21 protein-coding genes are annotated in these 22,061 nt (G+C 55.1%); 7 read left to right on the forward strand and 14 right to left on the reverse strand.

Annotated features, from left to right (window positions below; translation table 11 throughout):
• Positions 1-17 precede the first annotated feature (17 nt).
• Complete coding sequence (locus PUV54_RS02780; RefSeq protein WP_274494005.1) at positions 18-722, forward strand: CoA transferase subunit A; 705 nt, start codon at positions 18-20, stop codon at positions 720-722.
• Positions 722-1,375 (forward strand): CoA transferase subunit B, encoded by a 654-nt coding sequence (locus tag PUV54_RS02785; protein WP_274494006.1) that lies wholly within the window; start codon positions 722-724, stop codon positions 1,373-1,375. The genes PUV54_RS02780 and PUV54_RS02785 overlap by 1 nt, the downstream gene beginning before the upstream one ends.
• On the opposite strand, the gene PUV54_RS02790 is transcribed toward PUV54_RS02785, so the two are convergent.
• A complete protein-coding gene (locus PUV54_RS02790; RefSeq protein ID WP_274494007.1) occupies positions 1,372-2,082 on the reverse strand; it encodes a winged helix-turn-helix transcriptional regulator in 711 nt (236 codons plus the stop codon). The genes PUV54_RS02785 and PUV54_RS02790 overlap by 4 nt on opposite strands.
• A gap of 204 nt (positions 2,083-2,286) precedes the next feature.
• Between PUV54_RS02790 and PUV54_RS02795 the strand changes: the two genes are divergently transcribed.
• The gene (locus PUV54_RS02795) at positions 2,287-2,568 is read left to right on the forward strand and encodes a hypothetical protein (protein ID WP_274494008.1); all 282 of its coding nucleotides are present in this window, start codon (positions 2,287-2,289) and stop codon (positions 2,566-2,568) included.
• A gap of 53 nt (positions 2,569-2,621) precedes the next feature.
• On the opposite strand, the gene PUV54_RS02800 is transcribed toward PUV54_RS02795, so the two are convergent.
• Entirely contained in the window at positions 2,622-3,524 is a 903-nt protein-coding gene (locus tag PUV54_RS02800) for an MBL fold metallo-hydrolase (protein WP_274494009.1), read from the reverse strand.
• Between the two features lie 172 nt (positions 3,525-3,696).
• On the opposite strand from PUV54_RS02800, the gene PUV54_RS02805 reads away from it, so the two are divergent.
• The 3 genes from PUV54_RS02805 (at position 3,697) to PUV54_RS02815 (ending at position 7,339) form a co-directional block, all read left to right on the forward strand.
• Positions 3,697-5,055 (forward strand): class II 3-deoxy-7-phosphoheptulonate synthase, encoded by a 1,359-nt coding sequence (locus PUV54_RS02805; protein ID WP_274494010.1) that lies wholly within the window; start codon positions 3,697-3,699, stop codon positions 5,053-5,055.
• Between the two features lie 176 nt (positions 5,056-5,231).
• Positions 5,232-6,179, forward strand: a complete 948-nt coding sequence (locus tag PUV54_RS02810; protein WP_274494011.1) for a Gfo/Idh/MocA family protein — start codon at positions 5,232-5,234, stop codon at positions 6,177-6,179.
• Positions 6,176-7,339 (forward strand): DegT/DnrJ/EryC1/StrS family aminotransferase, encoded by a 1,164-nt coding sequence (locus PUV54_RS02815; RefSeq protein WP_274494012.1) that lies wholly within the window; start codon positions 6,176-6,178, stop codon positions 7,337-7,339. The genes PUV54_RS02810 and PUV54_RS02815 overlap by 4 nt, the downstream gene beginning before the upstream one ends.
• 8 nt (positions 7,340-7,347) lie before the next feature.
• On the opposite strand, the gene PUV54_RS02820 is transcribed toward PUV54_RS02815, so the two are convergent.
• The 5 genes from PUV54_RS02820 to PUV54_RS02840 are packed head-to-tail and all read right to left on the reverse strand — an operon-like array spanning position 7,348 to position 13,230.
• A complete protein-coding gene (locus PUV54_RS02820; RefSeq protein ID WP_274494013.1) occupies positions 7,348-9,120 on the reverse strand; it encodes a monovalent cation:proton antiporter-2 (CPA2) family protein in 1,773 nt (590 codons plus the stop codon).
• 21 nt (positions 9,121-9,141) lie between these two features.
• Complete coding sequence (argC, locus tag PUV54_RS02825) at positions 9,142-10,092, reverse strand: N-acetyl-gamma-glutamyl-phosphate reductase (RefSeq protein ID WP_274494014.1); 951 nt, start codon at positions 10,090-10,092, stop codon at positions 9,142-9,144.
• Entirely contained in the window at positions 10,089-11,414 is a 1,326-nt protein-coding gene (locus tag PUV54_RS02830; RefSeq protein ID WP_274494015.1) for an acetylglutamate kinase, read from the reverse strand. The genes argC and PUV54_RS02830 overlap by 4 nt, the downstream gene beginning before the upstream one ends.
• A 13-nt stretch (positions 11,415-11,427) precedes the next feature.
• Positions 11,428-12,231, reverse strand: a complete 804-nt coding sequence (locus PUV54_RS02835) for a hypothetical protein (RefSeq protein WP_274494017.1) — start codon at positions 12,229-12,231, stop codon at positions 11,428-11,430.
• Between the two features lie 3 nt (positions 12,232-12,234).
• Entirely contained in the window at positions 12,235-13,230 is a 996-nt protein-coding gene (locus PUV54_RS02840; protein ID WP_274494018.1) for an N-acetylornithine carbamoyltransferase, read from the reverse strand.
• A 211-nt stretch (positions 13,231-13,441) separates the two neighbouring features.
• Here PUV54_RS02840 and PUV54_RS02845 point away from each other — a divergent pair, with 211 nt between their 5' ends.
• Complete coding sequence (locus PUV54_RS02845; RefSeq protein WP_274494019.1) at positions 13,442-15,685, forward strand: sensor histidine kinase; 2,244 nt, start codon at positions 13,442-13,444, stop codon at positions 15,683-15,685.
• A gap of 148 nt (positions 15,686-15,833) precedes the next feature.
• On the opposite strand, the gene PUV54_RS02850 is transcribed toward PUV54_RS02845, so the two are convergent.
• The 7 genes from PUV54_RS02850 to PUV54_RS02880 all read right to left on the reverse strand — a co-directional run bounded on the left by PUV54_RS02850 (position 15,834) and on the right by PUV54_RS02880 (position 22,060).
• Positions 15,834-16,355, reverse strand: a complete 522-nt coding sequence (locus tag PUV54_RS02850; RefSeq protein WP_274494020.1) for a periplasmic heavy metal sensor — start codon at positions 16,353-16,355, stop codon at positions 15,834-15,836.
• A complete protein-coding gene (locus tag PUV54_RS02855; protein WP_274494021.1) occupies positions 16,340-16,804 on the reverse strand; it encodes a hypothetical protein in 465 nt (154 codons plus the stop codon). The genes PUV54_RS02850 and PUV54_RS02855 overlap by 16 nt, the downstream gene beginning before the upstream one ends.
• Entirely contained in the window at positions 16,794-17,390 is a 597-nt protein-coding gene (locus tag PUV54_RS02860) for an RNA polymerase sigma factor (RefSeq protein WP_274494022.1), read from the reverse strand. The genes PUV54_RS02855 and PUV54_RS02860 overlap by 11 nt, the downstream gene beginning before the upstream one ends.
• A gap of 76 nt (positions 17,391-17,466) precedes the next feature.
• Positions 17,467-17,895 carry an EF-hand domain-containing protein gene (locus PUV54_RS02865; protein WP_274494023.1) on the reverse strand — a complete coding sequence of 143 codons (429 nt, stop codon included), beginning with the start codon at positions 17,893-17,895 and terminating at the stop codon, positions 17,467-17,469.
• 52 nt (positions 17,896-17,947) lie between these two features.
• Entirely contained in the window at positions 17,948-19,129 is a 1,182-nt protein-coding gene (locus PUV54_RS02870) for a glycine cleavage T C-terminal barrel domain-containing protein (protein WP_274494024.1), read from the reverse strand.
• Positions 19,126-20,733 carry a phytoene desaturase family protein gene (locus PUV54_RS02875; protein WP_274494025.1) on the reverse strand — a complete coding sequence of 536 codons (1,608 nt, stop codon included), beginning with the start codon at positions 20,731-20,733 and terminating at the stop codon, positions 19,126-19,128. The genes PUV54_RS02870 and PUV54_RS02875 overlap by 4 nt, the downstream gene beginning before the upstream one ends.
• Positions 20,723-22,060, reverse strand: coding sequence for a hypothetical protein (locus tag PUV54_RS02880; protein ID WP_274494026.1), 1,338 nt, complete (start codon positions 22,058-22,060; stop codon positions 20,723-20,725). Before PUV54_RS02880 ends, PUV54_RS02875 begins: the two co-directional genes overlap by 11 nt.
• Position 22,061: the final 1 nt, after the last annotated feature.

The following is a 22,061-nucleotide window of genomic DNA, read 5'->3' on the forward strand; positions in this document are numbered from 1 at the left end:
ACCTTTGGAGGTTTTGCATGAAGAAAATTCAAAATGATGCTGCGAGCGCCCTCGACGGACTTTTATTCGACGGCATGACCATTATGGCGGGCGGTTTTGGCCTGTGCGGCATACCTGAGAACCTGATCGTCGCCATCCGCGATTCCGGCGTTAAAGACCTGACGGTGATCTCTAACAATGCAGGCGTCGATGACTTTGGTCTTGGCCTCCTGCTGCAGACCCGCCAGGTGAAAAAAATGCTTTCCTCTTATGTTGGCGAGAATAAAGAGTTTGAGCGACAATATCTCTCCGGCGAACTTGAACTTGAATTCAACCCGCAAGGCACGCTCGCCGAACGCTGTCGCGCAGGCGGTGCCGGCATCCCGGGATTTTATACGAAAACCGGCGTCGGTACGCGCATCGCCGAAGGTAAGGAACACAAAGAATTCAACGGCGAGACCTATATTCTGGAAACCGGCCTTGTCGCCGATCTCGCCATCGTCAAAGCCTGGAAGGGCGACGAACAGGGCAATCTGATATACCGCAGAACAGCGCGCAACTTTAACGCTGACATGGCGACGGCGGGAAAAGTCACCGTAGCGGAAGTCGAGGAAATCGTACCGCTTGGCTCGCTTGACCCGAATAACATTCACACGCCGAGCGTGTTCGTTCACCGGATCGTCAAAGGCGAGTTTGAAAAACGCATTGAAAAAGTCACGACGCGCGAACGGGAGACTGCATAATGGCTGACGAATCGAAAGGTTGGGACCGCAACCAGATGGCCGCCCGCGCCGCGCAGGAACTGAAAGACGGGTTTTACGTCAATCTTGGCATCGGTATCCCAACGCTTGTGGCGAATTACATTCCTGAAGGCGTGGATGTTACACTGCAGTCGGAAAACGGCATGCTCGGCATGGGCCCCTTTCCTTATGAGGATGAAGTCGACCCGGACCTTATCAACGCCGGCAAGCAGACGATTACCGAACTGCGCCGCACATCGTATTTCTCGAGCGCGGAATCCTTCGCCATGATCCGCGGCGGCCATATCAACATCGCCATTCTCGGCGCCATGGAAGTTTCCGAAAAGGGCGACCTCGCCAACTGGATGATCCCCGGCAAGCTGGTGAAAGGCATGGGCGGCGCCATGGACCTTGTGGCGGGCGTTAAAAAGATCGTCATTGTTATGGATCACGCGTCTAAATCCGGCTCGCCGAAACTGTTGCACGAGTGCTCGCTGCCGCTGACAGGCAAGGAAGTCGTCGATATGGTGATCACTAATCTCGGCGTTTTCGAGGTCGAACGCGGGAAGGGCATGAGGCTTGTGGAGCTTGCGCCTGACGTGACGGTTGATTACGTGAAATCGCTGACGGAAGCGAAATTCGAAGTCGCTGTTTAAACCACCGCTTCCAACATGCGCGCTTCATGGGAGTCCGCATCCCACTCTGCATGCACAATGCAACGCAGCAGATGATTAAGAGCATTCTTGTCGCCATTAAGCTTCATGCGTGATTTCGCTTCGTCGAGCGTGAGCTCCATGCGAAACGCCTGCATGATCGTCGCGACATCAGACTGTAGCGTGGCAACAGCAGGCGCATCTGCGCCGCGCCGGCAAATCAATTGACCGTTCATGTTGTAAATTGTGTACGGAAAATCGTCGATAATGATGCGCGCTACGTAATTGAGACTCGCTTCCGGACAGTAAGCGGCGAAAATTTCTATGGCCAAAGCGACCGAGTCCGGCTGCAGATCGTTTGAGTAAATGCATTCATGCGCGGAGGAAACTTCCGGCCGATCCATAAAGTACATGATCGACCATTTCATAAGGGTGCGAACAGTCGGGCGCAGCCCCTCGCCCGTTTCCGTGAGCCGGTAGCGACCCTTGGTTTCACCAGCCGCACCCGCTGTGGTGATCAGCCCCGCCTCTTCCAGCTCTTTGAGCCTTTTGCTCAACAGGTTTGCGCCTATACCGGGCAGACCGGCCTGCAAATCGCCAAAGCGCTGCGGCCCCAGGAACAGATCCCGAATGATCAAAAGGGTCCAACGCTCGCCCAAAAGGTCGAGGGCATGCGCCAAAATGCAGTCCTGATTATAGGTCCGAGCCATATTTCGTTTCCTCCGGAGCCATTTCCGGCTGTTTTTTTCACTAGCTTAGTGCATTCGTCATTAATTTGTCGTGCACATAACAAAATCGTGCGCCAAGCAAAAATGCATTTGACACTTTAAAAAGATATAGTAAAGTCTAATTTGTAATCAATGACCGGATACCAAACGGCGTCGCATCTCGCAAAGAGAAAACGGAGAAACCCAATGCTTAACAAGACCTTAGTCACAGCCGCAGCCGCTACAGCACTGACTGCCGGGGCTTCTGCCTCAGCCGCCGACTGGACCAAAAATGTCAGTCTGTGCGCCACAGCTGCAGAAAACGAAGGCCTAGTCACCGCTGGCGAATATCGCGCGAAATTTCTGCGCGGCGGCGGCGGCGCCACAAAAACCATCTCGATTGAACTCATCCCCCATGAGGGCGACGCGATGGAAGCGGTATGCAAAATCCGCCGCGGCGAAGTCTCGGAAATCGAGCTCGCTGCTTAACACCCCTGCTTACCATCCCTGAAAACTGAGCGCCCCTATTTGGGCGCTCTTTTTTATTCAGTCGAAAGTGAACGGTATGCCATGCGCGTCATTCGTTCGCCGTTGATGAATTGCCATGACCATTCATCATCAAGGTCCGCAAGCGGAGACGCAGCAACGACTTCATCTTCGCTCATGCCGTCGTCGATCATCCTCTGCACACGAACACGGACCTCTTTAAGCATATCCACTGTATTTTGCAGATCGGCTTTCGAAGCAAGCGGACCATGCCCAGGAATGATCCGGGTTTCATCGTCAACCTTGCTCAACACCTTTTCATGGGTCGAAATGTAGCCGTCCATGTCACCGCCGGATTCAAGATCGATATAAGGGTACCAGCCATTGAAGAAGACATCACCCATATGGACGATGTTCGCATCCTTAAAAAAGATAATGGCGTCTCCATCCGTGTGCGCATTTTCAGGATGCCAGACGCGAATGTCGTGACCATTCCAGTAGAACAACATGGAATGAGAAAACGTAATTACTGGCAGCGCCCCCTCAGGCGCGGCAGGGGTCACGCGTCCATCATCACGTGACATGCCCTCTTTCAGCCTCTGGCGAACATTGTCATGGGCGACAATATGCGCGCCGAGATCGCTCATCTCTTCGTTGCCGCCTGTATGGTCGCCATGCCAGTGGGTGTTAACCACAAACTCGACCGGTTTGTCAGAAACTTCAGCGATAGCGGCGACAATCTTGTCGGCTAGCGGCGCGAACTGATCATCGATGACAAAGGCGCCGTCTTCGCCGACAGAGAGACCAATGTTTCCGCCCGCGCCTTCGAGCATGTAAACGCCGGCGCCAAGATCGGTTGTTTTAATCTCAACATCGGAAAAGTCGCGTTGGGCTAGCGCAGGGGCCGCTGAGACGACAAACGCAGCGACTACTGCTGTTTTTAGGAAGAATTTCGGCACGGATAAGACCCCTCTTTGCTCGCTAATACCCACCCTGATAGCAGCTTGGAACCGATCCTCGAAATCACATCCATGAACACCAGGTCAGAATGGCGTTATTCGCAAGCGCGCGGTCCATGTTGCGGCGCAGCGTCTCGCACGTTAAAGACCCAGAGTTACGGAGTTTTTTGACATGAGTTGGACCCCTGAAAGCTGGCGGCAAAAGCCTGCGCTGCATATTCCGGACGATTATCCCGACCCAGAAGCGCTTTCTTCAGTGGAGAAAGAATTATCGGGTTATCCGCCGCTGGTTTTTGCCGGCGAGGCCAGGACTTTGCGCACATCACTGGCCAGCGTATCACGGGGCGAGGCGTTTCTGCTGCAAGGCGGGGACTGCGCTGAAAGCTTCAAGGAATTTCATCCCAACAATATTCGCGATACTTTTCGTGTTCTTCTGCAAATGGCCGTTGTCTTGACTTTCGGCGCCGCCATGCCGGTCGTAAAGGTCGGCCGCATCGCCGGACAATTCGCTAAACCGCGATCGTCTCCCGTCGAAAATCTGAACGGCGAGACTTTGCCAAGCTATCGCGGCGACAATATCAACGGCATGGATTTCGAGGCCGGCACACGCACGCCTGATCCGCAAAGGCTACTGAAAGCCTATGGACATGCCGCGGCGACACTTAACCTGATCCGCGCCTTTGCTACTGGCGGCTATGCGGATTTGCGCAATGTTCACAAATGGACGCTGGAGTTTGTCGCCGGCAACCCTCAGGAAGAACGCTACCGCGCACTTGCGGACAAAATCTCAGAATCCATTACTTTCATGGAAGCATGCGGGGTCAACGGCTCTAACGTCCGCGCCATTCGCGAAGTGGATTTCTATACCAGCCACGAAGCGTTGCTGCTTGGGTTTGAAGCGGCCATGACGCGTATCGATTCAACCAGCGGCAAATGGTACGATACGTCCGCTCACATGGTTTGGATCGGCGACCGCACGCGCCAGCCAGAAGGCGCGCATGTTGAATTTTGCCGTGGCATAGAAAATCCTATCGGTTTGAAATGCGGTCCAAGCCTGTCGCCAGACGAGTTGTTAAACCTTCTTGATATCCTCAACCCGCAAAACGAGGCCGGTAGGATTGTGTTGATCACAAGGTTTGGCGCAGACAATGCGAAAAACGGTCTGCCCCCGTTGATCAGAAAAGTCGTTGCTGAGGGCCGGCAGGTTGTCTGGTCCTGTGACCCAATGCACGGAAACACGATAAAGACAGATTGCGGATACAAGACACGACACGTAGACTCGATTCTTGCCGAGGTCGGCGCTTTTTTCGACATTTGCCGGAGCGAAGGAGCAAACCCCGGCGGCGTGCATTTTGAAATGACGGGGCAGAACGTTACTGAATGTCTCGGTGGCTCTCAGGAGATATCCGAGGCTGACCTTTCCTCGCGTTATCACACCCATTGCGACCCCCGTCTCAACGCAAGTCAGGCGCTGGATCTGGCGTTCATTCTCGCAGATCGCTTCAAAAGCGCCAGAACGCCTGAATTTTAGGAAAACCCGTCCTATTCTCATGACAGTCCTTTCATGAAATAGACGGAAATATTGTTTGACCCCCAGCCCGTAATCCGGCCTATTTGCCTGTGGGCGATGCAGTATAAGGTGCGTGCGCCGGGAACGGGGGGAAACCGTTCTCGCCGGTGCGGGGTGCAACTGGCGGAGCAAAGAGAGTGAGCAAGCGTATTAAGGTCGGCGTTGCCGGCGCCGGTGTTTTCGGCGGGTATCATGCGTCAAAATACGCTTCCCATCCGCAATCTTCGCTCGCAGGAATCTATGACATTGATGAAAGCCAAGCAAAGCAGCTTGCTGAGAAACACGCCACTGCGGCTTATACTGACTTCGATGTATTTCTCTCAGACATTGATGCTGTTGTTATAGCGGCTCCAGCGATCGCACATTTCTCCTTAGCCGAAGCAGCTCTTCGGGCAGGAAAACATGTTTTTGTCGAAAAACCCATTACGCTCGAAGTCGGCGAGGCTGACACCTTATCCGCACTGGCGGCCAACCAGAAACTAACGTTGCAAGTTGGCCATCAGGAGCGTTATGTTTTTTCGGCATTCGGACTCTTGGCGCGTAAGCGCTCCCCTCTGAAAATTGACAGCGTCCGGCGCACGGCCGCCACAGGGCGATGCGAAGATGTGTCTGTGGCGCTTGATTTAATGATTCACGACATCGACCTTATCCGCCATTTGACAAAATCCGACATAGAAACGCTGTCAGCAAGCGGCGACCCGCATGACGCCAGCGCAGAAATTTGTCTGACAAACGGAACACTTGTTTTTCTTTCAGCGAGCAGGAGATCGGATGCCCCTGAAAGGCGAATGACGCTTGTTTATGATGACGGGATCGTTGAGTTTGATTTTGTCAAAAGGGCAATATCGAATTCAACACCTGCCCCCTTGCTGTCGGACTTTTCCAATGACGATGCGCCGTTGTCGCTTGTGGACCCCCTTGGCCATGGAGCAAACGAATTTATTAAGTGCCTTACGAATAACCACTCACCTGCCGTGACGGGTGAGGACGGGCGCGAAGCGCTGCGTTGGGCAAAGCGAATTGAGGACGTTGCAGGCATCTCCGTTGAAAACGAACCGAATGAACAAGAAAGGCGGCGGGCATGAACAGCGTAGTGAATCTTACGCTAGCTAAGAACAGTCAAGTCGGTAATATCGCATTCATCGATTTGAAAGCGCAGCAACGCCGTATTCGCCCGGCTATCGAAAAGCGGTTGCAATCTGTTCTTGATCATGGCCGTTATATAGCCGGTCCCGAAATTGATGAGCTCGAAGAAAAGCTTGCCGGCCGTACCGAAGCAAAAACCGTTATTGCCTGCGCTAGCGGCACCGCAGCGCTGATTATCCCGCTTCTTGCACGCGGCATTGGGCCTGGCGATGCCGTGTTCGCGCCCGCCTTCACCTATAACGCGACAGCAAATGCGATACTCCTTGCCGGAGCAACCCCGATTTTTGTGGATATCGATCCGGCTACCTTCAATATGGATCCGGCGGACCTTGAGCGCCGAATTGCAAGCGTCAAAAATGAAGGCCGCTTGCACCCAAGCGCTGTCATTCCTGTAGACCTGTTTGGATCACCCGCCGATTATCGCGAAATATCAAAAATCGCCGAACGGGAAGGCCTATTTCTGCTATCTGACGGCGCGCAAAGCTTTGGCGCAGAACTCGATGGAAAACCGGTTGGAAACCTGGCGCCAGCGACAGCAACGAGTTTTTTTCCGGGCAAAGGTCTCGGCGCATATGGCGATGCTGGCGCTATTTTCAGTCAGAACACGCTTGATCGCGAAAGATGGTCGTCGATACGCTGGCATGGCACAGATGAAGCGCGAAAAGATTCCGTTCGTGTTGGCTTTAATGGCCGGATGGACAGCTTTCAGGCGGCGGTATTGCTTGAAAAACTTTCGATATTTGATGATGAATTAACGGCGCGCCGGAATATCGCCGCCGAGTATGACAAGCGCCTCAGCAAGATCGCTCGCCCTCAGGCTGACATTGATGGTTCTGTTTCCGGGCAAGGCTATTATTCCCTCTGCATGGAAAATCGCGATGACATCGTCAAAAAACTTAATCGCGCAGGCGTGCCAACCGCAATCTATTACTCCACGCCGCTGCATCTGATGCCGGCGTTTGCCGATTATGCACCGGCTAACGGTCTGCCAGTGACTGAAAAAGTCGCGTCGGAAATCTTTGCATTGCCGATGCACCCTTATCTGACGCCGCAGCAGGTCGATTATATTTGCGAAGCGGTCTGTGAAGCGGTCCGATAAATCGCCCCCTATCCGGCGTTTGTTTTTTCTTCAGACTTTTTTTCGCTCTCTGAGGTAAAGCGCTGGTGCATTAAATGACGGCCTGCTTCGGGACCTTGGTCAATTTGAGTGAGAAGTCTTTCCCGGTCCAGCTTTCGAAATTGCTGCACGTAGTCATCAATCACGCCGCTTTCGAAACCCAACCGGGATAGAGTCTCGCGCGCCATCAAAAGACTTGATTCAAGAGTTTCTCGCACGATCACGTCCGGCCCTAATGGCTTCAGTTCCATCTCGTGAATGCGATCATGAGCCACGGCAAGGATAGTCGTATTAGGCAGCTTCTCGCGCAGCATGGTAACGGCATGGTTCACCGACTTCGGATCGTCCATACAGAGAATAATTGCTTTGGCGTCAGCAGCGCCGGCGGCAAGCAGCATGTCGAGTCTTGCGCCATCGCCATAATAAACCTTGAAACCAAAACTCTCGGCATTGCGGATGTGTGATGGATTGCGATCGATTGCCGTGACAGCCACACCCGAGTTCTGCAGCACCTGTGAGATGATCTGCCCCATGCGACCGAACCCGACGATAAGCGCATGGTCCCGTTCTGCCTCAGGACCTTTCAAGTCCTCTCCCATATCATCGGCGTCCGCCGCCATTCGATGAGCAATCGCCGACATTAGCGGCGTCAATATCATCGACAGTGTAACAATCGCTGACATCAGGCTGACCTGAGCGTTGGTGAAAAGCGCGGCGCTAACGCCGAGCGTAAAGACAACGAATGAAAACTCACCGCCCTGGGAAAGGGTTGCCGCCGATTTTAACGCATCCCCCTGCTTGGCGCCCATCAACCGGGACAATCCGAACAGCAATACGGTCTTGATCGCGACCAAACCAACAGCGCCGCCAACAACGATCATCCATGCATTGAGGATGACGCCGAAATCGAGTCGCATGCCGATGGAGATAAAGAAGAGGCCCAACAGCAGACCCCGGAATGGTTCGATATCGGTTTCAATCTCATGTTTGTAGCTGGACTCCGCTAAAAGAACGCCAGCGAGAAATGCGCCGAGCGCCATGGAGAGCCCCGCCCAGGCAACAGCGAGCGAGGTCAGCGCCACAAGAAAAAGCGCAGTCGCCGCGAAAGCTTCGCGCGAGCCAGCGCTAGCGACAAGGCGGAACAATCGGTCAAGACCGAATTTGCCGATAACAATCAATAACGCCACGACGCCAACGGCTTTTGCAATTCCTTCCCACGCATTGCCATCCGCACCGACGCCGGCGATGATCGGCACGGCTGCCAAAAGCGGAATGACCGCGATATCCTGAAACAGAAGAACCGAAAAGCTTTGCGTTCCGTAGGCGGTGTTTAGCTCGCCCCGGTCTTTGAGCCATTGCAATGCAAAGGCTGTTGATGAGAACGCGAGTGAAAAACCCGCGATCGCCGCCGCTGGCGCCGGCATGACGCCCGCCGCCACGAACAGGCTAGCGATAACGCCGCCCGTGACAAACATTTGCGCCGCGCCAAGGCCGAAAATTTGCTTGCGCATGGACCACAGCCGCGACAGGGATAATTCAAGGCCAATGACGAACAGGAAAAGCACGACGCCGAGCTCGGCGATATGAAAGACGCCTTCTTCCTGATGCAGGAGATTAAACCCGAACGGACCCACCGCGACACCGGCGGTCAAAAACCCAAGGATGGAGCCAAGCTTCAGACGGTTGAATACGGGAACGGTGATCGCTGCGGCGCCGAGATAAGTCGCGGCCTGAACCAGAAAGTCGCTTTCACCTGCCGCCATTGCCCGTAACAATCATCCTGTTCAGTTAACGAGGCCTGTCATTTCCTTAAGGCCGAGCGCGAGATTGATGTTCTGAACAGCCTGCACCGCCGCGCCCTTGAGGAGGTTGTCCTCAGCCGCGATAACAACAGCGTGTCGTTCATTTTCACTTACGGCAAAGCCGCCGATCAATACGCCCTTGCGCCCGCTACCATCTTTAAGTTCCGGCGGCTCATTACGCAAGGCAATGAGCGGTTCTTTGCTGTATTTTTCTTCATAGAGTTTCGCGAGATCGCTTTTCGACATTTTCTCCGTAAGGGGAATATGTGCAGTAACGATCAGTCCGCTGAAAGCCGGGTGCACATGGGGGGTGAAATTCACTGCCTTGCCGAGATGACGAGCCGCCTCCCGCTCATGCTTATGTCCCGTCATTGCGTAAGGCATGAGATTGTCTTTGAGGCGTTCGATATCATTGCGCGGCGAAGGCTTCGTACCTGCGCCGGAATAGCCTGAAACGCCAAAGACAGACGGCGCGCCACCGAAATGCGAAACCAGTGGCGCCAAGGCGAGCTGCATGGCGGTAGCGTAACAGCCTGGGTTAGCGATACGGGTGGCGCCGCGGATTTTCGCCCGGTTCAGTTCCGGCAGGCCATAAGCCCATTTGTCATCAAACCGATAATCGGCGGAGAGATCGACAATAATCCTTTGCGGCGCTGTCGCCTCAATCGCCTCAACATAAGGCGCGGCAGCGCCGTCAGGCGCGGCGAGGATGACGACATCAGCACGGCGGCGGGCTGCCTCTTCCGGCTCCAGCGCTTCAAACACGCATTCGTCTTTATCTTCCGGCGCTATATCGGAAACCGACCGGCCGGCGAACTCACGGCTGACTGCATAGGCGAGCATCAGCTCCGGATGCTCGGCGATCAGGCGCATCAGCTCGCGGCCCGTATGTCCGCGCGCGCCAACCAATCCGACAAGAAACGGCGTGCTCATTCTTCATCTCCCACGAACGACGGCGGCAAAGCGGCGACGCGTTTTACCATCCGCTCGATCCGCGCCCAATCGCTTTCGCCTTTCCAGAAAACCGTCCACGGCCCAGATTTCACTGAGCCGTCAGCGCTGTCGTGATAAAACGCATTGAAGCCGTTCGCCGTGCGCGAACGCCAGCAAAAGACCGGATCGTCCTTGACGAATGTACGCCAGATGGTGCGCGACAGGCCCTCGCCCCGCGCATCCTCAACAACCGCAAACTTATCGAGATAAATAAAGTCGTCGAGCTTGGTCAGGATAGCCCCGGCGCGATAACTGTCCGACATGACGATGCGATGAATATCGAGCCCGTCCCACCAGTCACTTTTCAGCTCTCGGGCGAAGGCATTTTCGACAAGCGCCGTTGTTTTCGCTTTATCGAGGCCGTCTTTCGATTTGAATTCGTTGATCGCCTCGCCCATGCGGACAAGCGTGCCGGAACCGCCATGGGTGAACAACTCGCGGATCAACCCATCAGGCGTCGTAATGGAAACGGATGTGGAAAGCGGCGATGCCTCCAGAAGGCGTTTGATCTCCTGCAGCTTCAACCGCATGCCGCCCTCGACCCATTTGGCGTTCATCAGCCGTTCATAGTCGGAGGCAAAATTGATCGAGTGCATCACTGCGCCGTTTTTATCGAGCAAGCCCCCGACGCCGGTGAGGAAGACGATCTTCATGGGTTGCAGCGCCTCGACAAGCGCGCGGGTGGCGCTATCGCCGTTGACGTTGACGAGCTGACCGCCGGGCGCGACACCAAGGCAAGTGAGGATCGGCATGGCGCCCGAACGCACCACAGAGTCGATCAGCCCCTGCCGGATTTTCGTCGGCTCGCCCACAAGGCCGAATTTGTCCCGGTCGAGATATTCAGCCTCGATGGCGCCAGCGACGACCCCTTCGGCCTCAACGCCTTGCTTTCGCACGGCCTCAACCAGTTTGATGTTCTCGCCGATGAAGACATCGCGCGCGACATCGAGCGTCGCTGCATCGGTAACGCGAAGGCCGTCTTGCTTTTTGGTTTCGACGCCGCGCTCTTTGAGCGCGAGATCGAGTTGCGGCCCGCCGCCGTGCAAGACGATCGGGGTCAATCCCACCGTATGCAGAAAGGCGAGCGCCGAAGCAGTTTCATCCAACTGTTCATTCAGGATCGCGCCGCCGATCTTGATCACCGCAAAGCGCGACCGGTCGACCTCGGAGAAACGCTGCAGATAGGCGCGAATCTCCTTCCCGTCGCTCATATTGGAGAGCAACTGGACGATAGTCTGGCGGGTTGAGGATGGCGTGGTCATTTGTAAACTTTTGTCAGAAATCTGTTTCAGAAAGTGTTGCCATCAACGCGTCAATACGCTGCTCAATGTTGGTCAGGATGGTAATATTGTCTGGTTGAAGGCAAGCTGACTTCATAGTCTCAGTAATATCGACAAACCTACCCGTGGTTGAATCTTCACGAGGGCTGTGAATTCTACCGGCTAAGGTGAAACCCGGGTATTCAAAAGAAAAATGGTAACTGGTTCCATCTATCGCCAAATCCAAAAGCGCCGGTTCTGCGTCTGGGCTAGCAGGGCGAAGATCCGGATAGCGAGTCCGGAACAACATCTCACTCCACAGTGAATACAGTTTGGCGCCAAGTTCGTTTGATATCGAGATTTCGCACTGGCTAATTTCAACTTGTTCGCGCGTTTCAGGGAGCTCGATATTTTGGTCATCCAGATACTTCTGATAGCTCGCTAACTCTTCAGTTTCTGCTTTTTCTTGCATAATTTCGAGCTCATCGAAATGACGTAGCTGAACCGATGGCTCAAAAAGCAAAATTCTATATTTCTCGTCCTTCAACTCCAAGGCAATAGCGAATTCTGATTTAAAAGAAGGATAAGCCAAGACACGCGCTACAATTTCAAATCGAAACGCATCATGCAAAACGCGAGCAACATGTTCTTCGTAATGCATGTAGTGCTCGAAGTCTAAACTGAACGGACCACCAAACGCCGACAATCGAAAGTCCCTGTCCGTAAAAATAGATTCTTCCGGCAGCAAATGCTCGTCATAAAAAGGGCGAGCAGCATCACTTTGCGCTAATAATAATGCTATCAAGGTTATTTTAAGCATCAATCATCCCGCCAACGCCTTCATGATCGCCTTTTGCACATGCAGGCGGTTTTCGGCTTCGTCGTATGCGATGCAATTGGCGCTTTCGAACACCGCGTCGGTCATTTTCACGTTGCGCCGCATGGGCAGACAGTGTGAGACGAGCGCATTGTTGGTCATCGCCATCTTTTCTTCATCGACGATGAAATGCTTGAACCGGTCGCGGATGCCTTTCTCAGGTTCCCAATTTCCGAAGAACGGCGGCGCGCCCCAGCTTTTGGCGTAGACAACGTCCGCGCCGTCATAGGCTTTTTCAATATCGTGTTCGATGGTCAGGGCGTTGCCATGGGCGCCCGCGTCTTTCGCCGCCTGCCCGATATAGCGCTCGTCGAGAATATAATCCTCAGTCGGACAAAGCAGCGTCGGCTTCATCCCGAACTTCGCGGCGATCATCAGCGCCGAATTGGCGACGGCGGTGTTCAGCGGCTTCGGGTGATAGGTCCAGGTCAGAACGAACTTTTTGCCGTCGAGCTGTCCCAGCCTTTCCTGCAGCGCCATGGTCATCGCCATCTCCTGGCAAGGGTGGGTGATCGTTTCCATGTTGATCACCGGCACGTCAGCATATTTGCCGAAGGCGTTAAGTATCTTGTCTTTACGGTCTTCCTGCCAGTCCACAAACTTCGGGAAAGCGCGAATGCCGATCATGTCGCAATAGCGCGAGAGCACCTTCGCGGCTTCTTTCACATGCTCCTCGGCCTCGCCGTCCATGACAACGCCATCCTCGAATTCGAGGGGCCACATGCCGCCAGACGGCGATAGTATGACCGCGTGGCCGCCGAGGTGGTTGACGCCAACCTCAAACGAGGTCCGGGTGCGCAGGGAATTGTTGAGGAACAAAAGCGCAACGGTTTTAGCTTTGAGGGCGTCCCCCTTAGGCGAGGCTTTGAAAGCCCGCGCTTCGTCGATCATTGCCTGCAATTCGGGTCGCGACCAGTCGCACGTATTCAGAAAATGTTTCATAGCTTGCCTCTTACCGGCCAAACCCTTGGAAACCAAGCGCGAAATGGGGAAAACGCCGGGCAGCCAACCCCGCGATTCGCAGGTGACAGCACGCGCCGAAACAGAATAGTTTCCAAATCCTTAACCTCCGCGCGCGTATGGCGAACGTCCGCGAAGGATGCGCCGGTTTTTCTTCCACACCTTCGCCGCAATGTAGAGCGACCCTGGCCTGATGGCGGACGAGGATACTCAAAACGACGGTGAAGCGCTCTCCGCCCGGATAGAGGCGCTAAGCCCGCGCCGGCTGGCGGCGCTGACGGGTGCGTTCCTCGTGGCGCTCGCCGCGCTTTTTGTTTTTGAAGTGAATGAAAAAGCCAAACAGCGCGCGACAGAAACCGAGATCCGCCTGACGCAGGCCGCCAATGACGGTGCCGCCGCTCTCAACATTTCAATCATGACCGGCGCGCCGGTGCGCGACACGTTGAACGCCGTCCGCCCTGCCGGTTACGCGGCGCTCTATCATCTGTCACCGTCAGGCGACATTATTATGGCGGCGGGCCGGACGGACATTGTCGATGTGCCGGCCGCGCGCATCCGCACGCTCGATCTCAACGAAAGCGGTGAAACGCGGGTCGATCTTCCTGGCGGTGACATCGCCCTTGCCTGGCGCAAGCTCGACAATGGCGACGCGGTGATGGTCGCGGCGCCCGCACGGGACATTCTGGATCGTTCGCCGATCTGGTTCAGCTATGCCGTTATAATGGGCGCCATTACGCTGGTGATTGGGTCGCTGGTTGCAGCTTTCATTCGCCAGTCGCGCGCAGCAGCGCAGGCGGCTCACGCGCTTTCGACCCTCACCGACTTCAACGCAGCGCTGACGGGCGGACGGTGTTCGCCATGGTTTTACGACCACAAAGACCGGACGGTGCATCTGTCCAAATCCTTGTTGCAACCTTTGGGTCTGTCATCGCGCGACCGCAAACTGACGCTCCGCGAGATTTCCGCACTAGTTCATCCACAAGATTTGCGCACTGCCGTCGCCGTCATCTCCGGCGAACCTTCCGGCGTATCGGAAGGTGTTGTGCGCTTGCGCGAGCCTGGCGGCGCATGGGCGAGGGCTTACTTTCGCACATCAGCCGAGGCAACGCGTTTTACCCGATGCGGCGTGGCGTTCGATCTTGTCGGCGCGACGACACTGGCGCCGGGCGCGGCGATCGCCGAAACAAGATTGCGCGACGCCATTGAAAGCATCCCGGAAGCGTTTGTACTTTGGGACGCCCATGGCCGCCTCGCCACATGGAACAAAAGGTTTGCTTCGATATTCCGCATTCCAGCGAAAGTGTTGCGCGCAGGACTGACTTTGGAAGAAGTTGTCACTTGCGCTGGCGTCGCTGGCGATGTGCTCGCTGCGCACTTCGGCCCGCTCGAAGACAAGCAACAGGAAAATCAGGAAGTCGCATTGCCCGGTTCTCGCTGGGCGCATGTCTCACGCCGTAAAACCGCCGAGGGCGGTTATGTCTGCGTCGCCACGAATGTCACCGATTTGAAACGCCGCGCCTGGGCGCAAAAGAAAAAAGAACGCGAGCTGCAGCGCACGGTCGAGGATCTGGAAAGTTCGCGCAAGGAGCTTTCCGAAGCCTTGCGCAAATATGAATATGAAAAATACCGCGCCGAAGAGGCGAGCCGTTCCAAAAGCGAGTTCCTCGCCAATATGAGCCACGAGCTGAGAACGCCGCTGAACGCCATCAACGGCTTTTCAGAAGTCATGCAATCGGAACTTTACGGCCCGCTTGGCGACATTAAATACAAAGAATATGTGGGCGATATACTGTCGAGTGGGCGGCATCTCCTGGAACTGATCGACGACATTCTCGACATGTCGAAAATTGAAGCGGGCCGGCTGACGCTTGAACCGAAGCGCACCGAACTGGAGCGCATCCTGAATGAAAGCGTGCGTCTTGTCGCAAAACGCGCCAGCGACGCCGAGGTGAGGCTCACGACTTCCGTCGGTCACGCCCCGCCAGTCTGGGCCGATGCACGGGCGGTCAAACAAGTGGTGCTTAACCTGTTGTCGAACGCCCTGAAGTTCACACCGAGCGGCGGCGAAGTGACATTGACGGCGGAAGCCGACCTTGACGGCGTCACCATCATTGTCGCCGACTCTGGGTCGGGCATCGACCAAGCGCAACTTTCAAAGCTCGGCGCGCCTTTCGAGCTTGCGGAAAATCATTTCTCCCGTACGCGGAACGGTTCGGGCCTTGGCCTCGCGCTTTCTCGCGCGTTAATGGACATGCAGGGCGGCATACTGGCGCTTGCAAGCCAGCCGGGAAAAGGCACCGTTGCCTGTGCGACTTTCCCGCGCCGGCAGAATGCGAAAGTCCGCCTGCCACAGTTTATTCGCGCTGAAGCGCATGTGTTGACTGGCAAGGAGAAGCCGGAAGAACCGCGTTTCGACGCAACGCAAGCGGCGGAATAACCTCTTAAGGCTCAACAGCAGCGATATCGCTGGGCGTGCTGAACGCAACAGCAATGCTTGCCTTGACCCATGACGCAGATCCGCCAGAGCAAAAGCCTTGTCACGGCAGCTCGAGAATTCGCAACCAACACTCGCAATATAATTAATCTTATTCCGATGGCGGAGGCGGCGGCGGTCCATCGCGACGACGCTCCCGCCGCTTTTTTCGGCGCTCTGAACGGCGTTTGTTGGCTGTTTCAATAAGCAGTTTTCGTTCCGCAGCCGGCAATGTTTCAAATGCGCTCATAAACGCCTGGTTGAACGCATCACGCTGACGATCTTGTGCAATGCGTATCTCTTCCAGTTTGGCGGCGATCGCCTCGCCATCCCATTCGTCTGCCGTCATCAACACGCCGAGCTCACGCCGTAACCCGCGCATCCGTCCATGTTCTTCGCGCAAGACGGGAAGTTGTTCTTCAATCTCGGCACGAAACCGGTCGCGCAGCTCCGGCGACAACTCTTCAGCGTAGCGCATAACGCGAAACGGATCGTGAAGACCGTTACGGCCGCCCCCGTCAAACACCGGAGGAGGCGACGGGCGATCCGTCAGCAGGCGCCCTGTAAAATGACCTGCAGCAAAAATGTTGAGGCCAATCGAAGCCGCAAGCAAAATCATCAGTCCGCGTCCCATGCCGCGGCCTCCTCTTCATCAAGCGACGCCAGGACGATATCGCTCTCAAAATATGCGAGCGCCTCACTCTCCGGCGTCAAGGTTGTTTCCGCCGATGCCGTCATCATGCCTGTGGCGATGCCTATAGCGCCCAGCCCCGCCACTGCACCAGCCGGTATCAGTCTGGTTTTCGGCGCCAGCGCACGGAACAGATCGGCAATCGTTTCTGTTCTCGATACAGGCGGGACAAAATTGGCGGTTATCCGGCGTTCGAGGTCTTCCGCCATGCGCGGCGACGTTGCGGCATTCAGAAATCCGTCAAGCTCTTGCGCCTCAATACGAATTGCAGCGGCTTCGTCGGACTGAAAAAGGTCAGCAAACTCCTTGCGGACATCCGCAGGCCACCGATGAAGCTCGGCGCCATAGGTCTCACAGACCTGCCGAAGCTCTTCGAGACGATCAGTTGACATGTTGGCTCTGCTCATCGTCCATCTTCCCCATCAAATGCTCACGCATGGGCGCCAGCTTGTCTCGTAGCGATCGACGGCCCCGCGCCAGAAGTGATTCCAGCGCATCAACGCTGATTTCCATAATTTCGGCTGCTTCGATATTAGACAGCTCCTGATAATGACAAAGGGTGATCGCCATCTTTTGCCGCTCAGGCAATTCTGACAACGCCGCATCTATGGCGAAACGGCGCTCAGATAAAAACAGTTTCTGATCTTGCCGGTCAGCGCCGTCAGCGCGCTCCGGTGCCGCCTCTTCGGGCGCATCGCGTTTTGCTTTTCGCAACTGATCAAGACAATAGTTCATTGCCACGCGATAAAGCCATGTTTCAAATTTCGCACCACGCGGTTTCCATTTTGCTGCTGAGCGCCACAGGCGCAAAAAGGTTTCTTGCGTTGCGTCTTCAGCAGCATGCGGCGTTCCCATCATCCTGTAACATGCTGCATATATCATCTTTGTATGCCTCTCGACCAATAGCGCGGCCGCAGCCCGATCACCGCTTCCTGCGCGCTTTACCAGCGCTTCGTCACTATCCGCTTTCCGTTCCAACAAAAGCGCCGGTCATGTTGCCTGTCCGGCCCACGAAGCACTAACCACAACGCAGGCCGGATCATTTCTTGAAAATCTACTCTTTACCGCCGCGGCGTTTACCGCGATGTCCGCGCCGACGACGCTCATCTTCACTCAAGACACCGTCGCCGTCTTTATCCATGCGATCAAAGCGCTCTTGGGCAGCATTTATGAACTCCGTTCGGTCAACTACGCCGTCATCGTTCTTGTCAGGGTTTCTTGCTTCACGCCGCGCATCACGGCGGGCCTGACGGAACGCTTTCATTTCCTCTTTGGAAATTCCGCCGCTGCCGTCTGTGTCTGCTTCTTCCAGATGCGCCGCAAATCGGTCGGACATTTCATCGGCGGTGATTTCACCATCGCCGTTCGTATCCATTTTTTCCCAATGACCGCCGCGTCCTTTGCCATCGTCAGCATAAGCGCCAGCCGCAATCAGCCCCGCACCTGCAGCGGCCATCGCGCCGAAAATAATCTTCTTATTCATTTCCAAACCTCAGTGTTTGATGGTTTTCGCCTTCCAGCACATCTTTAACGTCTCAGCGGCGAAAATCCGTCGCTGCGCCCGAGGAACCGCCCTGCTCATTCGCAAAAGCGCTAGCCAGCGCGCTCTCCGGCGTATCCAGGCGGCGCGCCGCAACAACACCCTCGGCAGGGGCGGGAAGCGAAATCTCGTAATCTTTCCCATAGGTTGCAGCGGAGATATCAGCAAAAGCCACCACTCTTTTTCTGGAGGGCGACCATGCAAAGCTCGTTATTTTACCGGCCTTTTTTCCGGCCTGAAAAACAGCTGCGCCACGCATTGTTTTTTCATCGTCAATGGCAAGTGAAATAAGGCGATTTTCGGGCCGGCCGGCGCGTTCCCGCAACCCCCTGCGACCGTTAAACCAGCCGCGATCAAGCGGGGCCAAATGAGCAAGGCCGATTTCTTCTGGCGTGCGTCCACTCTCCCCGCTTTTCCTTGCTCTGTCTGCGGCAATAAAGTCTATTCCGGGCCGGGGCGCGCCGCTTTCGAGACGCAGGATTTCGAGCGTATCAACACCGATAGGCTTGCCGGCGCTTCGGCGCATAATCCGTTCCCAGATGGTCAGCGCTTCTTCTTTCGGAAAAATAAGCTCGACACCTGGCAACGCGCCAAACTGGATTGGCCTTGCCGCCGTCTCAACGCCTCTCAGCACGCTTGAAGCGGCGATTGTCTCATTCACAGATTTCAAGCCTGCAGCAGAAAGCACTGCCGATGTCTGCGGTCCGAACACGCCAAGCGCCGCCACTTGGCCAGAGATATCATCAACATTAACATCCATGCCGCGCCGCGCGAGCTGAATGCGGCGTCCGTGCGGACTGGGAACGGTTATCACGAATAATGCTTCCGACAGACGGGACACTTCCACCAAATCGACGACTAATCCGTCATCATCGAGGATGAGGCCCCGCGCGCTTTCGCCAACCTGCAGCCCTGCAGCTGGCGCCGTCGACAATCGGCTTAGAAAGTCTGCTGCATCGCCGCCACGCACTGAATATCGAGTAAGCGGTCCAAGATCTGCAAGCACGGCAGCACTTTTTGCCGCTTCATATTCTTCACTTACTGATGAATAGATTCTCGCCGCCGTCCAGCCATTAATGGATGTCCATAGATTGGCCTCGCTCGCGGATGCAACGGCTGGAAAAAGCGGGGTCGTACGAGGAGAATCAACTAGAATATCTTCACCGGGAAAGATCATGCCACCCCCTTCCGGTACGCCCGCAGCGCAGCTTTCGCCGCCCCTCTAGCGGCAGAACAGCAAAGACCAGCGCCGATCTGCGCTTCACCGCCGCAGAAGTAAAATCCCGTTATCCGGCCTGATTGAGCGGTCGCCGCCGCAAGCGCCCACTGACTCATTACATTTGATTTCGCCGCAAAAGCAGATGCTTCGGCGCCCAGCATAACTGCTTCATCGCTCGGCAACCGCAAATCACAAACTTCGACCCGATCAGAAAGTCCTTCCGCAAAAATTTCGATATTTACCAAAATTTGTTTTCTAATTTCTTCGCGGCGCGTCTCATCAGGGTTAACATCAAATGGCAAAGGATGCGCCATCACGGACATAACCTGACGCCCTTCCAACTCGGCCTCCTCATCGAGCGAGCCGGGAAAAATCGCTTCTATAATCAGTTTTTCAGGCACTCGGCCTGCTCTAGCTTCCAGAAAAGCTTCCGATACTTCTTCTACAGAAGGTGCATAGAATAGCCGACGCTTTAAGTTATCTCTTGTCGCGTCATCCTGAGCAACGCCTTTTAGAACGCAGTGCAACCGGCCAGTAGAAAATTCCGGGCGATGCGCCGCTAGAATTCTTTGCAAACCGATGTCAATTTTTCCAGGTCCGATCATCTTGAGAAAAGCGCGGGCCGCATCGCATGCTGCAATAACGACAGGAGCCCGTAGCTGACCTCCGTTTTCAAGCATGACGCCGGCCACACGGTCGCCCTCTATCAGTATGGAGCGAACAGGCGTCGCCGCGCGCATATCTACTTTCGCGAGCTGAGCTGCGCGGCGCAAAGCTGTGACCACCGCAACGGCCCCGCCTGCAGGATACGCTACCGCTCCTTGAAGCCCCGCCGCTTCACCGGAGAGCTTTCTTAAGTACGGCATAAAACTGAATGGCTCGTGCGGGGCGACGCCAGAGCGAAACACGGCTTCGCTCAACAATAACGACTTCAAGGGGCCGTCAGCAAAACGAGATGAAATAACATCGGTCGCGGCGCTAAATAAATAAAATTCAATCAGCTCAGCTTTGTCCCGTGGCGCTGAAGACAAAAGTTTATCCAGCGCCTTTCGAGCAAGCCCGCCATCGGCGTGGTGCACGGTTTTGAAAGCCGGCCGAAGAAAATGCGCCAGTTCGAGAGTTTCCTTGATGAAGGTTTCAAGAGCCGCTGCATCGTCATCGTCTTCAAGGGAGAGCAAAGCCGATTTTGATAAGTCTCCATCCAACTTCAACGCATCAGCATCACTGAAAAAGTAGGTAGTATCCAACCGGCGTGCGGCAAAGCTCAATCCGTGGCGATATAAATCAAGATCAGCGATCACATCGGGATCAAGCTGAGTAACTAGATGTTCGCCGTCAACGATCTCTATTCCGCCAGCGATTTCCCGTGAAACAATACGACCGCCGAGTTCCTTTCCAGCGCCGACCAGCACCGTATGCAAGCCTGCCTTGCCAAGATATGCAGCAGCTGCAAGGCCATCGGCGCTCCCGCCAATCACAATAGCATCAATCCCACCTTCAATACGACCGGTTTGCTGCGATTGTTCAGGCTGAGCCGATTGATTGTTCGCACTATTTTGCATCACGCGCCATGATTTCATCGATAAGTTTGACAGCGGCGGCGATTGAATTGTGACGGCGCATCTGGATGACGACTTTATCGCAATCATCAAACAAACCGGGCTTGGTCGTAGGGGTTATCACTTCTGCTTCTGCACGTCTGATTTGTGACGCAAGGTCAGGCATGCGGCTAATCAAACGACTTTTGACAATCGCAGCCGCCGCCTGCCGGTCTTGGCCCGTCCACCCCCTCCAAGCGCCGTCCTCATAGAATGCAGCCGGAAAATAGTTTGTGCGTGCGATAATCTCTCCATTGGCAGTGTATTCGAATTCAACCGGCGTTTTATCGAACAGCTTGCCTTTAACCGCAGCCGCCCGCGCGTCTCGAACATCATCGATATCATCAACAATCTGGAAGATTGCCTTGTCGTCAGCTGCGGCCGGAGGGATTCTATCCGAAAGCTTAAATCGCACGGTAACGCTTGCATGTGCGCCGCCAGATGTGGAATTCAGCACTGACCCGTGAGCGCCGGCCTGCCATGCCGCATCAGGTGTTGAAAAGAAAATGGTGCGAGTCTTTAGTTCTTCCTCCGCGCCGAGCATTACCAGTACGTAGTTTTCTCCTTCAGATGCAATCTCGGTGATTTTGCCGCTATGGATGTCCACGCCTGCGTCTTGACAAACCTTTTCCAATACAGCCCTAAGGCTCGCTGCATCTTTAGGCGTCCTTAAGCGCCATGAGTGCTCATCAAAAAATTCCGAGACGGCACTTGCAGACCCGGTTTCGAGATCGCTTGAACCCGCTGCCGCCAATGCATGTGCGCTGATATGTGTTTTTAACGTCTGGCTGGACAAATAATCATCTATCAAATCAGCACACGAGCCGAAAAGGCGCGCCGTTCTATCCAAGGCAGTCGCGTCCGATAAAAACGAAGCAAGCACTTTGCCATTTGCGGGATTAGCGCGCGCAAACGGCAAAGTGCTGAGGTTTTCCTCAGCAAGCGACGAAACCTCATCGATAAAGTCATCCCACACCAGATGATCGTCGATGTTACGCTCCGCCAATGCCTGGCCCGTTTCTTTTGACCCGGCGTACGTCACCATGGAACTGCCGTCCTTGAAGAGGGTCACGTGTGCGCTTATAGGTTCAAGCGTTAAGTCATAGTCCTGCAGTTCAAGACGGCGCCAGACAAAATTGGGAATTGCTGGACTTGCCGCTGGTGCGTTTTGTTTTTTTTGCCGGTTTGGCCTTAATAACGCCGCGCGCGCACCAGCACGCGCCGCACAAGCTGCTGCGCAAAGGCTTGCCTCGTCCTCACCGATTATCAAAAAATCATACTGAACGCTCATA

The organism is Hyphococcus flavus, from assembly GCF_028748065.1.
In the GTDB taxonomy this organism is placed as follows: Bacteria; Pseudomonadota; Alphaproteobacteria; order Caulobacterales; family Parvularculaceae; genus Hyphococcus; species Hyphococcus flavus.

Bases quoted from the DNA above. Each gene is read 5' to 3' on its own strand.
- PUV54_RS02780 (WP_274494005.1), top strand. From the start codon at position 18: ATGAAGAAAATTCAAAATGATGCTGCGAGCGCCCTCGACGGACTTTTA.
- PUV54_RS02785 (WP_274494006.1), top strand. From the start codon at position 722: ATGGCTGACGAATCGAAAGGTTGGGACCGCAACCAGATGGCCGCCCGC.
- PUV54_RS02790 (WP_274494007.1), bottom strand. From the start codon at position 2,082: ATGGCTCGGACCTATAATCAGGACTGCATTTTGGCGCATGCCCTCGAC.
- PUV54_RS02795 (WP_274494008.1), top strand. From the start codon at position 2,287: ATGCTTAACAAGACCTTAGTCACAGCCGCAGCCGCTACAGCACTGACT.
- PUV54_RS02805 (WP_274494010.1), top strand. From the start codon at position 3,697: ATGAGTTGGACCCCTGAAAGCTGGCGGCAAAAGCCTGCGCTGCATATT.
- PUV54_RS02815 (WP_274494012.1), top strand. From the start codon at position 6,176: ATGAACAGCGTAGTGAATCTTACGCTAGCTAAGAACAGTCAAGTCGGT.
- PUV54_RS02820 (WP_274494013.1), bottom strand. From the start codon at position 9,120: ATGGCGGCAGGTGAAAGCGACTTTCTGGTTCAGGCCGCGACTTATCTC.
- argC (WP_274494014.1), bottom strand. From the start codon at position 10,092: ATGAGCACGCCGTTTCTTGTCGGATTGGTTGGCGCGCGCGGACATACG.
- PUV54_RS02830 (WP_274494015.1), bottom strand. From the start codon at position 11,414: ATGACCACGCCATCCTCAACCCGCCAGACTATCGTCCAGTTGCTCTCC.
- PUV54_RS02835 (WP_274494017.1), bottom strand. From the start codon at position 12,231: ATGCTTAAAATAACCTTGATAGCATTATTATTAGCGCAAAGTGATGCT.
- PUV54_RS02840 (WP_274494018.1), bottom strand. From the start codon at position 13,230: ATGAAACATTTTCTGAATACGTGCGACTGGTCGCGACCCGAATTGCAG.
- PUV54_RS02845 (WP_274494019.1), top strand. From the start codon at position 13,442: ATGGCGGACGAGGATACTCAAAACGACGGTGAAGCGCTCTCCGCCCGG.
- PUV54_RS02850 (WP_274494020.1), bottom strand. From the start codon at position 16,355: ATGGGACGCGGACTGATGATTTTGCTTGCGGCTTCGATTGGCCTCAAC.
- PUV54_RS02855 (WP_274494021.1), bottom strand. From the start codon at position 16,804: ATGTCAACTGATCGTCTCGAAGAGCTTCGGCAGGTCTGTGAGACCTAT.
- PUV54_RS02865 (WP_274494023.1), bottom strand. From the start codon at position 17,895: ATGAATAAGAAGATTATTTTCGGCGCGATGGCCGCTGCAGGTGCGGGG.
- PUV54_RS02870 (WP_274494024.1), bottom strand. From the start codon at position 19,129: ATGATCTTTCCCGGTGAAGATATTCTAGTTGATTCTCCTCGTACGACC.
- PUV54_RS02875 (WP_274494025.1), bottom strand. From the start codon at position 20,733: ATGCAAAATAGTGCGAACAATCAATCGGCTCAGCCTGAACAATCGCAG.
- PUV54_RS02880 (WP_274494026.1), bottom strand. From the start codon at position 22,060: ATGAGCGTTCAGTATGATTTTTTGATAATCGGTGAGGACGAGGCAAGC.